Origin of the sequence: uncultured Campylobacter sp. (genome assembly GCF_937981295.1) — a bacterium.
In the GTDB taxonomy this organism is placed as follows: domain Bacteria; phylum Campylobacterota; class Campylobacteria; order Campylobacterales; family Campylobacteraceae; genus Campylobacter_B.
The window spans coordinates 35,311-49,191 of record NZ_CALJPC010000059.1; the positions used below are offsets into that span (position 1 = coordinate 35,311).

At 42.5% G+C, this 13,881-nt stretch carries 10 protein-coding genes; 8 read left to right on the top strand and 2 right to left on the bottom strand.

Annotated elements, in window-relative coordinates; translation table 11 throughout:
* Positions 1–291: 291 nt before the first annotated feature.
* From Q0135_RS04560 to Q0135_RS04570, 3 genes are all read left to right on the top strand, one after another.
* Positions 292–1,527 carry a nucleotide sugar dehydrogenase gene (locus Q0135_RS04560; RefSeq protein ID WP_297988651.1) on the top strand — a complete coding sequence of 412 codons (1,236 nt, stop codon included), beginning with the start codon at positions 292–294 and terminating at the stop codon, positions 1,525–1,527.
* Positions 1,528–1,768: 241 nt separating this feature from the next.
* A complete protein-coding gene (locus tag Q0135_RS04565; protein ID WP_297988739.1) occupies positions 1,769–3,175 on the top strand; it encodes an ankyrin repeat domain-containing protein in 1,407 nt (468 codons plus the stop codon).
* A 247-nt stretch (positions 3,176–3,422) separates the two neighbouring features.
* Positions 3,423–4,745 carry an ankyrin repeat domain-containing protein gene (locus Q0135_RS04570; RefSeq protein WP_297988652.1) on the top strand — a complete coding sequence of 441 codons (1,323 nt, stop codon included), beginning with the start codon at positions 3,423–3,425 and terminating at the stop codon, positions 4,743–4,745.
* A gap of 46 nt (positions 4,746–4,791) precedes the next feature.
* Here the strand turns inward: Q0135_RS04570 and hemH are convergent, their stop codons facing one another.
* Both hemH and Q0135_RS04580 read right to left on the bottom strand, forming a co-directional pair.
* The gene (gene hemH, locus Q0135_RS04575) at positions 4,792–5,889 is read right to left on the bottom strand and encodes a ferrochelatase (RefSeq protein ID WP_297988654.1); all 1,098 of its coding nucleotides are present in this window, start codon (positions 5,887–5,889) and stop codon (positions 4,792–4,794) included.
* Positions 5,886–6,758: a Gfo/Idh/MocA family oxidoreductase gene (locus Q0135_RS04580; protein ID WP_291936661.1), complete on the bottom strand. Its 873-nt coding sequence runs from the start codon at positions 6,756–6,758 to the stop codon at positions 5,886–5,888. Before Q0135_RS04580 ends, hemH begins: the two co-directional genes overlap by 4 nt.
* Before the next feature lie 122 nt (positions 6,759–6,880).
* Between Q0135_RS04580 and alaS the strand changes: the two genes are divergently transcribed.
* The 5 genes from alaS to Q0135_RS04605 all read left to right on the top strand — a co-directional run bounded on the left by alaS (position 6,881) and on the right by Q0135_RS04605 (position 13,869).
* Positions 6,881–9,424 carry an alanine--tRNA ligase gene (gene alaS / locus Q0135_RS04585; protein ID WP_297988656.1) on the top strand — a complete coding sequence of 848 codons (2,544 nt, stop codon included), beginning with the start codon at positions 6,881–6,883 and terminating at the stop codon, positions 9,422–9,424.
* Positions 9,421–9,930, top strand: a complete 510-nt coding sequence (locus tag Q0135_RS04590; RefSeq protein ID WP_177386618.1) for a hypothetical protein — start codon at positions 9,421–9,423, stop codon at positions 9,928–9,930. The genes alaS and Q0135_RS04590 overlap by 4 nt, the downstream gene beginning before the upstream one ends.
* Positions 9,930–10,475, top strand: a complete 546-nt coding sequence (maf, locus tag Q0135_RS04595; RefSeq protein ID WP_297988658.1) for a septum formation inhibitor Maf — start codon at positions 9,930–9,932, stop codon at positions 10,473–10,475. Before Q0135_RS04590 ends, maf begins: the two co-directional genes overlap by 1 nt.
* On the top strand, positions 10,469–12,379 hold the full coding sequence (locus Q0135_RS04600) for a transglycosylase domain-containing protein (protein WP_297988659.1): 1,911 nt from the start codon (positions 10,469–10,471) through the stop codon (positions 12,377–12,379). Before maf ends, Q0135_RS04600 begins: the two co-directional genes overlap by 7 nt.
* A gap of 839 nt (positions 12,380–13,218) precedes the next feature.
* Positions 13,219–13,869: a hypothetical protein gene (locus tag Q0135_RS04605; RefSeq protein WP_297988660.1), complete on the top strand. Its 651-nt coding sequence runs from the start codon at positions 13,219–13,221 to the stop codon at positions 13,867–13,869.
* Positions 13,870–13,881 lie beyond the last annotated feature (12 nt).

The following is a 13,881-nucleotide window of genomic DNA, read 5'->3' on the forward strand; positions in this document are numbered from 1 at the left end:
ATAGAATTTCGTGGCGTAAATTTTAACGGCACGAAGATGGAATTTTATCGCGATGCGGAATTTTACGTGGCGTAAAATTCCGCGTCAAGGCAAAATTTTAAATTTGCCGTCGCGCAAGTAACGCAAGCAAAACAGCGAGCGAGCTTAGCTGCTTAAATTTAAAGACGCAGCGCTATTAAATTCGCGTCGTATGCCCGTGCAGCTGCGAAATTTAACGAGTTTAACGGCAAGGTTTAACGATGAAATTTAACGCAAAGAAAAGAGGAAAACATGAAAGCAAATGAGGGAAAAATGAAAATAGCGATAATTGGGCTTGGCTACGTGGGGCTTCCTTTGGCTGCGGCGTTTGCCGCGAAACACGAGGTCGTGGGCTTTGACGTCTCGCAAGAGCGCATAGACGAGCTGCGCGGCGGGCACGATCGCACGCTGGAGCTTAGCGACGAGGAGCTTGCTGCGGCGATTCAAAACGGGCTTAAATTTAGCGCAAAGTTAGATGATATGAGGCAGAGCAATTTTTATATCGTATGCGTGCCGACGCCCGTAGATAGGCTAAATCGTCCCGATCTCACGCCGCTAATCAAGGCCAGCGAAAGCGTCGGAGCCGTGCTTAAAAAGGGCGACATCGTCGTGTATGAAAGCACCGTCTATCCGGGCGCTACGGAGGAGGACTGCGTGCCGGTTTTAGAGCGCGTAAGCGGGCTAAAATTTAACCGCGATTTTTTCTGCGGATATTCGCCCGAGCGGATCAATCCGGGCGATAAAATTCACACCGTCACTAAGATTAAAAAGATCGTCTCGGCAAGCACCCTGGAGGCTTTAGACGTCGTAGATAGCGTCTATCTTAGCATCCTGCAAAACGGCACCTTTCGCGCTAGCAGCATAAAGGTCGCCGAGGCCGCGAAGGTGATCGAAAACACCCAGCGCGACATCAATATCGGCTTTATCAACGAGCTTGCGATCCTGTTTGGTAAACTCGGTATCAACACCAACGACGTTATCGACGCGGCGGCTACGAAGTGGAATTTCTTAAGCTTCCGTCCAGGGCTTGTCGGCGGACACTGTATCGGCATCGATCCGTACTATCTGGCGCAGAAGGCGACCGAGGTGGGTTATCACCCAGAAATCATCCTCTCAAGCCGCCGTATTAACGATAATATGGGAAGCTACGTCGCTACGGAGGTCGTTAAGATGATGATAAAATACGACGAAAAGGTAAAGGGCGCAAAGGTCTTGATCTTGGGGCTGACGTTTAAAGAAAACTGCCCCGACACCCGCAATACGCGCGTCGTGGATATGATAAACGAGCTTAAAAATTTCGGCTGCGAAGTAAGCGTCTATGATCCTTGGGCGAGCGCCGCCGACGCTAAGAGGTACTACGACATCGATCTGCTGCAAAAGCCCGACTTGCGCAAATTTGACTGTGTCGTAATCGCCGTAGCACATAAGCAGTTTTTCGAGCTTGATTACACGGGCTCGCTGGTTTACGATGTGAAAAACGTCTACAAAGACGCGCAAGGAAAGCTTTGAAATTTAGCTTGGGGTTTAAATTTAGACTTTATCAGTGCGGTTTACTTTATATGTTTTAAAGCTTAAACACGATGCTAAGCCGCAAAAATAGATAAAATTTTGTATAAGTGAAAGTTAACCCTTATAGTTATATAATCGCGGCACTTTCGGGGAAATAAAACGAGTTGTCGCTTTAGGTTTTGCTTAAAAGCTAAAGCTCTTTACAGGCTAGTGTTTTAAGGCTGAAGGATCAAATTTGAAAATGAAAAAATTCTTTGCGCTCCTACTTAGCGTCCTTTTAGCTTCCTTTATTAATTTTTACTACGATAGATCATCTAAACCAAGTCATTTCGTCGTCAATCCCGATACCAAAATAGATCCCAACTCCGAGCTTGCCAAATATGTAACGCAAGAGGAAATAGACGATTTTGCTTTCCGCTATTGGGATATAGACGAATACGATGAGGCGAACGCTACTTTAAACGACTTGAGAAATCTTTTGCGTCTTAAGAATACCGATAAAATTTTAGATTATATGAAACAAAATAATCTTAGCGCTAATCTTAGGATGAAGGCTAATACAACGCCTCTGATGTATGCATGCTTTTACAATGATGTAAATACCGCAAAAGAGCTCGTAAAAGAAGGAGCGGATATTAATGCTACAGATAAATTTAAGCTTACCCCGATAGCTTATGCTATTGAAAATAACTCTACTAAAGCAGTAAAATTTCTGTTGAGTAAGAAAGTAAAATTTGATAGTAAAGCACTAATACAAAGATATTTACAATCGCCTCAGCATGATATGATAAAACATATAACAATAAACGGAGATAATATATTTGTAGAATATGAATCAAAGTATGGAGCAAGAGAGAAAGGGTCAAAAGATGGCGTACATCCTTTTATATATGTTACTTTTTATGGTCTTACGGAAATTTTACAAATGCTTCTTGATGAAGGATACAGAGACTACGATTATGAATTTTCTCATGGTCTAACATATATGCCCGATTATAAACCCACATTGGAAATTCTTTTAAAATACAATGCCCCGAAGCAGCCCTCTAATGAGGAGCTTAAAGAAGCATATAATAAGTGCTATCAGGCACATAAAGAGGTAATAGAAGATAAATTTAAATATATTGATGCGATGAATGAGGGTATAGATAGGGTTAAAGAAGAGAAAATTATAGATAAATATATAAAAGACTTCCGCGATAGCCGAGCCGCTATGAAACAAAAACTGATTCAAGAAGGTATCATCTTAAGAAAACCGATTCCGCTTGATCCTGATGAGATGAAAGAATATGATACGCAGCTTGCGATATATGAAAAATATTGCCCTATTAAGAATTTTAAATTTGAAGAGCTTAAGAGCTATGATGATCTTTGGGCATTTGAAAAAAGAGAACCGGATGAAAATGAAACGTTTATGGATTTTAAGAGCTATATAGAATGGTCAAACAAGATAACGATAAATAAAGAGATACGAGATTTTAAATTTCGTCATCTCGACAGCGTATTTCTGGTCGATAAAAATATGACCCAAAAAGAATACCTTCTTTTTAAATTGAAAAACGTACCGACGGAAACGCAGGCCGAAGATATAAAATATATATTAAAAAGATATGAACCGGCGAGCAAGAATAGTGGCTTGGTAAGATAAAGTTTATAAACCAAAGGCAGGGGGGTTAAATTTAGACCTTATCAGTGCGGTTTACTTTTTATGTTTTGAAGCTCAAACACGATGCTAAACTACAAAAATAGATAAAATTTTTTGGTATAAGTGAAAGTTAATCCTCATCGTTATATAATCGCGGCACTTTCGGGGGAATAAACGAGTTGTCGCTTTAGGTTTTGCTTAAAAGCTAAAGCTCTTTACAGGCTAGTGTTTTAAGGCTAAAGGATCAAATTTGAAGACCTTTTTGAAGACCTTGCTTAAAATCATAAAAAACATCTTTAAAGGTATATTTTATATAGTTGTTTTTATAGGTCTTTTTGCCTTGGCGCTCAAAGTTCAGACCGGCAGATTTAAATCAACCTCCCATCACTATACCGTCACTGCAAATACCAAAGTAGATCCTAACTCCGAGCTAGCTAAATACGTAACACAAAAGGAGATAAACGCAGTTGGCTATAGATATTGGGATATAGACGAAGAGGAGGTTAGAGATAACCCCACGATGGAACTTTTACGCAGGAGTTTAAAATCAAAAGATACGGATAAAATTTTAAAATTTATGCAGGATAATAATATAAGCGTAGATACCCCTCTTCATTTCGGCGTTACCCCTTTGATGTACGCTAGCTTTTACGATGACGAAAAGACAGCAAAAAAGCTGATAGAGATGGGTGCCGATCCTCATAAGAAAGATAATTACGAGCTATCTCCTATGGCATACGCTATGGAAAATAACGCCACTAAGTCGGTTAGGCTTTTACTAGATAGCGGAGTTAAGTTTGACGAAGTAGAGATAGTGCAAGAAACCTACGGCATTAGAGATGTCGAAAATTGGATAGATTCTGTAAGCTTTGACGAAAACGCTACTCCGATCATACATTACCGCACGAAAGAGGTTCTTTTTAGCGGTGGAGGCGAGCCATATTATTTTATCAGCCACCTAGTTAGAAACAATATGTACGATATAATGAAAATGGTGCTAGAGAGTGGTTATAGACCGTATACCTACTCCACTTTCAATATGGGAGAGGTCTCCGTTTCAAATAAACTAGAGGAGATACCGAGCTATAGAAACATAAAGAATACCCATAAAAGATATGGAGTAGAGGAGTTTAGGCTTTATAAATCGGTATATGGCGATCTGTTAGACGTGCCCGAGCCCGGAGCTATGATAGATCTACTTTTGCAATATGATATAGGCGGAATCCCAAACGATGAATTTTTAAAAAGAATGTATGATGATAAATGCTATAAAGAATATAGGTATGATATAGAAAGCGAATATTATAAGAAAGCAACTAAAGCTAGGTTCGAACTTGCTTTTTTACAAAAACATTGTTCCGACAAGAACGCTACCTTTAAAAATATCAAAGAGTATATACTATTTGCGGTAGAGCGGAAAAAAGTTCGCGTGATAGAATTTACGGCAGATGAAAGAAATATAAAAAATCCCAACTTCCATATATCTAAAGAGGAAGTCGAGAGGCTAACTAACGACTATAAAGAATATAAAAGAAACTTATTTAGTAAGGAAGCGGAAAATCAAAAGCAGTAATCGGCTAGGCAACTCGCTGCGAAATAATTAAATTTAATCTCTAAATTTACAGCGCTTGTGCGAGTATAAATTTTGCAAAATCCTCGCGGGAGTTTGGGCATTTGCACACTTCGTAGTATTCATAACCCAGCTCGCGCGCTCGAGCTCGATAAAAAATATCCAGCTCAAAATCGGTCTCGGAATTATCTACGCAAAACGCGATCGGAAATATGAGCGCTTTTTTGCTCTGCAGATCCCGTAAAACGTCCGCGATATTGGGCTCTAGCCACTTCACGGGGCCAAGGCGCGATTGATACGCCAAAATGATCTCTTTAAATTTAATCCCGCGCGCAGCCAGCAGATCTTTTAAAATCTCCACGTGCGCCTCTACCTGCGCCTCGTAAGGATCGCCCGCGGTGATCATTTTTACCGGCAGCGAATGCGCGGAAAATATGAGCGAAATTTGCGAAATTTCATCCGCGCTAAATTTTGCGATGCAGCTCGCGATTAAATTTAGTAAAATTTCGTTGTAAGCGGCGCTGTCGTAGAAAATGTCGATGATTCTATAATTTTTTATACCGAGCCGTTTAAGTGCCGTCTCGGCAGAGCACAGGCTCGATTGCACCGTAGTTTTTGAGAAGTGCGGATACAAAGGCATCAAAATTATCTCGTCAAAATCCGCATATTTTTTAAACACATCCTCCGCAAAAGGCGGCGTGTAATTCATCGCATAATCGCAAATTAGCTCGTCTATCGGTTTTTCATCCTGCGGCACCTCGTTTTGTGGCAACTCGCCATGCGTCGGGACGTCTTGCGACGGTTTGCTCTGCAATGAAATCTCTTGCGGCGGCTCATTTGCAGCGCTTGCATCCGCCGTGCCTTCAAATTTTAACCCCGCGCCTAATTCGGCTCGCGCTAGTTCATTTACTCGCTCGCAAAGTGCCTCGGTGATGGAGCATATAGGCGAGCGTCCGCCCAGTTTTTCGTAGTTGCTACGCGCCGATGCGGTTCTGCTTTTTACGATGAGCGCGGCTAAAACGCTTCGCCAAAAATCACTTTTAATGCCTAAAATAAAGGGGTCGTTAAACATATTTTTTAAAAAAACTTCAACCTCACTCAGATTGTTCGGACCGCCCATGTTGAGTAAAATTAGGGCTTTTTTCATGAGATGATTTCTCTGATTTTTATCGCATCCTCTACGCTTGCAAGACCTGCGTTAGTACTGCTGTCGCACATCGCGCAAAACGCTTCGTGTTCGCGGCGTAGCGAAAAATCGTCGCGATCGACGCGCAGATTTACGCGCCCGTCAGGCGTAATTTTAAAAAGAGTTATTGAGATTAGATCGCCGAAATACACGCCGCTGTCGGTGCAAATCTCGATACCGTGGCGTCTGATCGGATAGAGATTGGACTGCATTAGCGTGCAATAGCAGCCGCTTTTTGTGTGAAGCGTCGCGCATGCGGCTAGAGTGCGCTCTTTAGAGATATTTTTGCTAAGTTCTATGCAAGCTATCTCGCTGTGAGAAAGCAGCCGCACAAGATCAATATCTCTAAAAAGGGCATTGGCTACGATATCTGCTCTATCATCGTTTGCAAAACCGCTTACGAAGCTCATCGAAAAAATTTTATCCCCCTTGGCAAGCTCGCGTAGCAAGGATACGATGACAGGATTGTAGCGGTCGGAGTAGCCTACGGCTAGGCGCGTGCCGTTAGTAGTGACTGCGTAGTTTATCTCTCTGGCTTCGGCTAGGCTTTGTGCGAGCGGAGATTCTACAAAGATATTTTTGGTAAACGGCAGGCATTTTAAAATCAGCTCTTTATGCGATGGCGGGGGAGCCGTGATGACTACGGCATCGGGCTTGGCGACGTTAAAAAGATCGGTTAGATTATCAAAGATCGGATAGCGCGGGCCGAAATTTTCACTGCTACCCTTATGATAAAGCGCTACAAGCTCGAAATAATCGCTCCTTCTTAGCTCGCTGAAGTGCTTTTGACCAAGCTCGTCCATGCCTATGATCGCTATCTTTTTTTTCATCGTTATGCCCTAAATTTAATCTTTCGCGCCATTATAACTAAGAATGGTTAAAATTTTATAGTTTTTAAAATCTAATTTGGCTAAAATGCGCCTTTAAAATTTAACTTGAAATAGGACAAATCATGGATATTAGAAGCGAATATTTAAATTTCTTTGCAAGTAAGGGGCATCAGATCGTTCCTAGCGCGCCGCTAGTGCCCGATGACGACAGCTTGCTTTTTACCAACGCGGGCATGGTGCCGTTTAAAAGCATATTCACCGGAGCCGTTCCGCGCCCGATCCCACCTATCCGCACGAGCTGTCAGACCTGCATCCGCGCCGGCGGCAAGCATAACGACCTAGACAACGTCGGCTATACCGCGCGCCACCATACGTTTTTTGAGATGCTTGGAAATTTCAGCTTCGGCGAGTATTTCAAAGAGCAGGCGATCGCCTATGCGTGGGAGTTTATCACTGAAATTTTAAAGCTTCCCAAAGACAAACTCTACGTTACCGTGCACGAAAAGGACGACGAAGCTTACGAGTTCTGGGCGCGCCACATAGCACAGGAGCGCATATATCGCTTCGGCGATCACGATAATTTTTGGGCGATGGGCGATACCGGACCGTGCGGGCCGTGCAGCGAAATTTTTTACGATCAGGGCGAGGAGCATTTTCACGGAAGCGAGGATTATATGGGCGGCGACGGCGACCGCTTTTTAGAGATTTGGAATTTAGTTTTCATGCAGTACGAGCGCAGCAAAGACGGCAAGCTTAGCCCGCTTCCAAAGCCTAGCATCGACACGGGCATGGGGCTTGAGCGCGTCACGGCGATCAAAGAGGGCAAATTTAGCAACTACGATAGCTCGCTTTTTATGCCGCTAATTGACGAGGTTGCAAAGCTTTGCGGCAAACCTTACATTTATGAAGGCGGCGCGAGCTACCGCGTCATCGCCGATCATATCCGCTCGGTTACGTTTTTGCTAGCGCAGGGAACAAATTTTAATCGCGAAGGCAGGGGATATGTTTTGCGTAGAATTCTGCGCCGTGCCGTTCGCCACGGCTATTTGCTCGGTATAAAAGAGCCCTTTATGTATCGCCTCGTGGATAAAGTATGCGAGCTGATGGGCGGGCACTATGCCTATCTGAACGAGAAAAAGCAAGCCGTAAAGGAGCAGATCAAGCTCGAAGAGGAGCGATTTTTCGCCACTCTTGCAAACGGTATCGAGCTTTTTAACGAGGAGCTTAAGCACACTAAAGAAATTTTTAGCGGCGAGGTCGCGTTTAAGCTATACGATACCTACGGCTTTCCGCTCGATCTAACCGCCGATATGCTGCGCGAGAAAAATTTGCGTGTGGATGAAGCTAAATTTGATGCGCTTATGAGCGAGCAAAGGCAGATAGCTAAAGCCGCATGGAAGGGCAGTGGCGATAAAAACGTCCGTGGCGATTTCAAGGCGCTGCTAGAGAAATTTGGTGAGAATAAATTTAGCGGTTATGAAGAGCTTAGCCGCACGAGCAAGGTTTTAGCGCTACTTAACGAGGATTTTGCGGAAGTGGATGAGCTCAAAGCCGGCGATATCGGCTGGGCGATGTTTGATATCACTCCGTTTTATGCACAAAGCGGCGGTCAAACGGGCGATAGCGGCGAAGTGGAGTCCATAGCCGATGTGTTTGATACGCAGAAATTTTATGGGCTAAATTTATCCCACTTGCGCCTTAATCGTAACCTGAAAATTGGCGATATCGTCGGGCTTAAGGTTTCTGAGGAGCGTGAGCAGATTGCACGCCATCACAGCGCGACACATCTTTTACACGCGGCGCTTCGTGCGGTGTTAGGGGCTCATATCGCTCAAGCAGGAAGCTTAGTCGAAGCAGACCGCTTAAGATTTGACTTCTCGCATCCTAAGGCACTTAGCGACGAGGAGCTAGCTAAAATCGAGGAATTTGTAAATAATGCCGTTTGCAAGGGCTGTGCGGCAAAAACTGAGATTATGGATATAGATGACTCTAAAAACAGCGGTGCAATCGCGCTTTTTGGCGAAAAATACGGCTCAAAAGTGCGCGTCGTGAGCTTCGGAGAGATTAGTAAGGAGCTTTGCGGCGGAATTCACGTGCATAATTTAAGCGAGATAGGACCGTTTTTTATAGTTAAAGAAAGCGGCGTAAGTGCGGGTGTTAGGCGTATCGAGGCAGTTTGTTCGCGCGCCGCTTTAAATTTGGCGCTTCAAAATCGCGCTAAGCTTGCTGAAATTTCTGCGGAGCTAAAAGGGATTGAGCCTCTCCGCGCGATTGAGAAATTAAAAGATGAGATCAGATCGCTAAAAGATCAGATCAAGCATGCAAGCAGTTCTCATGCACTGGCTTTTCTAAATGTCGGTGATACCAAACTTTGCGTAGCCTCGGTCGAAAGCGGTGATATAAAAACTATGATAGATGAGTTTAAAAATAGCCACGAAAAGGCGGCGATAATGCTGATGCAAGTAGGCACCGACGGCAAAATTTCAATCGCGGCGGGCGTTAAAAACGCGCCGATCAAAGCTGGCGAATGGGTTAAGCTCGCGGCGCAAATTTTAGGCGGCGGCGGCGGCGGACGCGACGATTTTGCGACCGCAGGCGGTAGGGACGTGCTAAAAATCGAAGAAGCGATCAAAGAGGCGATCTCTTACGCAAAAGGTAAAATTTGAACGAAATCGATACCGGCTTCATCAAAGCCTCGCAAATTTTGCCGCTGATTCACATTTTAAGCGTGATTTTTTTGGTCTGCGCGCAGATCTGCGTATTTTTGATCGCGCGGATTTTTATGAATTTAAGCAGTAAAAGTCAAGCGGATGCGAAGGATGTAAAATTTGCAGAAATTTTACGATATATGAAACGCTATGAGCAGTTCTTTGCACTATTTTTGGTGATCGTTTGCGTAAGTGGATTTTTTCTTGCGGACGGCGGAAGTTTTAAATTTTCAGATCCTATGGTAAAAGGCGCGATTGCGACGCTATGGGCTGGCGCCGGCTTTATACTACTAAATTTTATCTACATGCATTATAAAATTTCATCTTTGAAGCGAGCTTTGGATGCGGGAGATGAGCTTGAGGCGAATGAGCATTTAATCATCGTCGTTAAATATTTCATCCCGTTAAATATCGTAGTTACGCTGATTTGCGTTTATTTGGGCGTAACGGTGGGCGAGTTTTGATGATCTATTTAGCTTCCAGCTCGCCTGCTAGGGCACAAATTCTAAAGGATAGCGGCATAGAATTTACGCAAATTCCTTTTAATTTCGATGAAAGCGGCATTAGCAAGGATGATGCACGCACCTATGCTTATCGCGTTGCCGTAGCTAAGAAAGTGCAGTTTTTTAAAATTTATAAAAATTATGATAGAGTGCTGTTTGCCGATAGCTCTGTGCTTGCCGGCGGCGAAATTTTAGGCAAGGCGCGGGATGAAGCGGACGCGTTAAGGATGCTGCGGGCTCAAAGCGGTGCTAGCTGCGCCGTTTATACTGCGATGATTTTTTGCAGTAAGGCGCTAGAGCTTTCGGCACTTAGCGTCGCAAGCTTTGAATTTGCGGAATTTAATGAAGCGGATTTAAAAAGCTATATCGCTAGCGGTGATTGGCGCGGCAAGGCGGGTGCGATGAGTATCGAAGGCTTTAACGAAAAATATATCAAAAACTCGCGTGGGTCAAAATTCACGGCGATGGGGCTTGATCTGGAAATTTTAAAGAGGTTTGTATGGTAAGAGTTTTATTTAGTTTTATTACGGTTTGTGCGTTTGCCGCAGGCGGGATTTTTTTGTATTTTTACTCGCAAATCCGCTTGGAATCGGACTCGATCATAGATTATCATCCCGAGCTTACGACTAAAATTTATGACCGCAACGGCAATTTGATAGCCAACGTTTTCAATGAACAAAATAGAATTTACGTAAAATTCGACGAGATTCCAGGCCGCGTGATCGAGGCGCTCGTAGCTATCGAGGATACGGCGTTTTTCGAACACGGCGGCGTGAATGTCGAGGCGATTTTTAGGGCGATTATTAAAGACGTCAAAGCGATGAAATTCGTCGAAGGGGCTTCTACGATTACGCAGCAGATCACACGAAATTTAGTTCTTTCGAGCGAAAAGAAGCTTGATCGCAAGATCAAAGAAGCGATCCTATCGCTTAAGATAGAAAATGCCCTAAGCAAGGAACAAATTCTAGAGCGTTACTTCAACGAAGTGTATTTCGGGCACGGATATTACGGCATCCGCACGGCGGCTTTGGGATATTTCAAAAAGGATTTGCAAGATTTAAGCCTTAAAGAGATTGCGATTTTAGTGGGCTTGCCGAAAGCTCCTAGCAGCTTTGATCCTACTAAGCACCTGGATTTGTCGCTTTCGCGCGCCAATAACGTGATTTATAGGATGCATGAGCTCGGCTGGATAAATAAGACCGAATATGAGCTCGCGATGAACGAGCAGCCTACGATCTACAACGAAACGCTCACGCAAAACGCAGCGCCGTATGCCGTAGATGAGATCATAAAAGAAGCGGAAAAAATTCTACCGGATGTCCGCACAGGTGGATACCGCATAGATACGAGCCTTGATCTAAAGGCGCAGGCGATGGCGCAAGAGGCATTAGTTTTCGGCTACAATGAAATTTTAAAGCGCAACAAAGACGCCAATGCAAGCAACGTAAACGGCGCTATGGTCGTCACGCATCCGCAAAACGGCGAAATTTTAGCCTTAGTAGGCGGCGTGGATTACGCGAAATCAAATTTCAATCGCGCCAGCCAATCCCAGCGCCAAACTGGCTCCAGCTTTAAGCCTTTTGTCTATCAAATCGCCCTTGATATGGGCTACTCGACGATGACCGAAGTTCCCGATATAGCTAGAGAATTCGACGATGGCAGCGATAAAACGTGGAAGCCGAAAAATTACGACAAGACTTACAGCGGCTACATCACGATCAAAGAAGCTTTAACTCGCTCGCGCAACCTTGCCTCGATCAATTTGATGCAATCTATCGGCGTTGATCGCGCGGTAAAAAAGCTGGGCGAGTTCGGCTTTAAAAATGTCCCGCCTGCCCTGTCGGTGGCTATCGGCAGCTACGGAATTTCGCCGCTTGAATACTCCACGATGTATTCGATGTTCCCGGGGCTTGGGATTACTGCAAAATCAAAATTTATCGTTTCGATTACCGATAAGGACGGCAAAACTCGCTTTATAGAGCCTGAGCGCCGTCGCGTGCTGCGCCCTGAACAGGCGTATCTGATGACTACGCTGCTAAAAAATATCGTGCAGCGCGGCACCGGTACTCGCGCGCGCGTGCAAGGCATCGACATAGCGGGCAAAACAGGCACTTCAAACGATAGCATAGATGCATGGTTTTGCGGCTTTACGCCGGATTTGCAGATCATAATCTGGTATGGCAACGACGATTATAAACCTATGCGAAAGGTCGAGGGCGGCGGTCGTACCGCTGCGCCCGTTTTTGCGAAATTTTTAGATGCCTATTTAAAAGAATATCCGCAAACCAAGCGCAACTTCACCGTCCCGGACGGTGTATTTAGTCGCCCATACAACGGCAAGGAGGAGTATTACACTAAAATTTCGCCGCTTCCTAAACCCCGAGAAAGTAGCAGCGACGGATCGCTTTAAATTTGGATGCAAATCTAAATTTTAATCCGTTTTCGGAAGCCTTGCATGAATTGCGTTTATTACACAAACATAAATATGCTAATTTTTATAGTTTGTTTAAGGTTGTAGGCGCTAAAATGCGTAATCATTTTATTTAGGGGTTAAGATTGCAGAATTTAGATTTTGAAAGCAAAAAGATAAGAATAAAAAATACTCGTGTAAAATTCGGCAAATTTTTTACGAAATTATGTTTTATATATTTTTTATATTCTCTTAGCGCCTTTATAATTCCTAAAAATATTTTAGATATTTCTCCTGCGTGCTTGAATTTCGTAAATTTTATGAAAAGTTATTTTCCAAATATCGAAATTATCGGTAGTATTAGCCCATACACCCAACTTTCGGAATTTTACGTTAGTATTATGTTGGATATACGGGATTATTATTTTTGCGGTTTCTAGCTTATATTCATTGGTTTATTATATTTACTTTTGCAGATATGATGATGATTTTATATTGCTTTCAAAAAAGAAGTGTGAAAACGATTTTCCGTTTTTGTTGCTTCCGTTTATGTTCGGTCTCGGTATTTTTATGTTTGAGGTTTATTATACCGGATATTTTGCAAGCAGCGATATAAGCATAAGAACAAGCCATTTTATGCCGGAATTTCAAAGTAGATTTTCAATTTTTGGATATATTTTTTTCTTTCAATCCGGTTTTTCTCTTTCGAGTTCCGCAATATTAATGTCTGCATTTGAATTTATTTACAAAATATATTTCTATTTAAAAGGAGTGAAAGATGCAGAGCAGAGTCAATGAAAAGAGCGGCGTATTGAATTAAAAATTTGGAGTATTATCGTATGGAATTTCAAAGTTATAAATCGGAAATGCCGCTTTTTATGATCAAAGATTATTGGACTAAAATCAGCACAGAATGTTATTTAATATTAGCTGTATTTTTAGTTATATTTCTATTTTTCTGCAGAGGAAGTGCTTGGGCATATCAATTTTTAGGAGCTGTTACTTTTTTAGTGGGAATTTTATTTATTAATAAACATAAATTTTTAAATTTCTATTCCGATAGAATAGAATATAATTCTTTATGCAAAAATTATAACGATGTATATTCGGTACATAAAAGTGTAAAGACTTCTAATTTCGATAAAATCGCTATTTATAAATTTTCTGGACTCGTGATTGAAGACGCTTGCAAATACAATGCCAATATAACTAGGTTTAAAAAATTTCTCTTGCTAATTTTATCGTACGCTCTGCATCCGATAAATCTTCTTTGCTTCGGTGTACTTAAAATTTTAAGAAGAATAGATAGCATAAATTTAAATGTTCTAATTTTATTAGATAGTACTCATAGTAATTATTTTGCCATTCCGCTAACTATGTTAAGTGAGTATGAACGAGTAAATTTGAAAAAGTATTTAAAAGACAAACTAAATCTAAATCTTGATAACATTGAGATTAGGAATAGATTTATAGATATAAATTTTATATAAAATTTTCTAAAA

Coding starts and splice junctions, on each gene's coding strand:
- Q0135_RS04560 (WP_297988651.1), top strand. CDS start 292: ATGAAAATAGCGATAATTGGGCTTGGCTACGTGGGGCTTCCTTTGGCT.
- Q0135_RS04565 (WP_297988739.1), top strand. CDS start 1,769: ATGAAAAAATTCTTTGCGCTCCTACTTAGCGTCCTTTTAGCTTCCTTT.
- hemH (WP_297988654.1), bottom strand. CDS start 5,889: ATGAAAAAAGCCCTAATTTTACTCAACATGGGCGGTCCGAACAATCTG.
- Q0135_RS04580 (WP_291936661.1), bottom strand. CDS start 6,758: ATGAAAAAAAAGATAGCGATCATAGGCATGGACGAGCTTGGTCAAAAG.
- alaS (WP_297988656.1), top strand. CDS start 6,881: ATGGATATTAGAAGCGAATATTTAAATTTCTTTGCAAGTAAGGGGCAT.
- maf (WP_297988658.1), top strand. CDS start 9,930: ATGATCTATTTAGCTTCCAGCTCGCCTGCTAGGGCACAAATTCTAAAG.
- Q0135_RS04600 (WP_297988659.1), top strand. CDS start 10,469: ATGGTAAGAGTTTTATTTAGTTTTATTACGGTTTGTGCGTTTGCCGCA.
- Q0135_RS04605 (WP_297988660.1), top strand. CDS start 13,219: ATGGAATTTCAAAGTTATAAATCGGAAATGCCGCTTTTTATGATCAAA.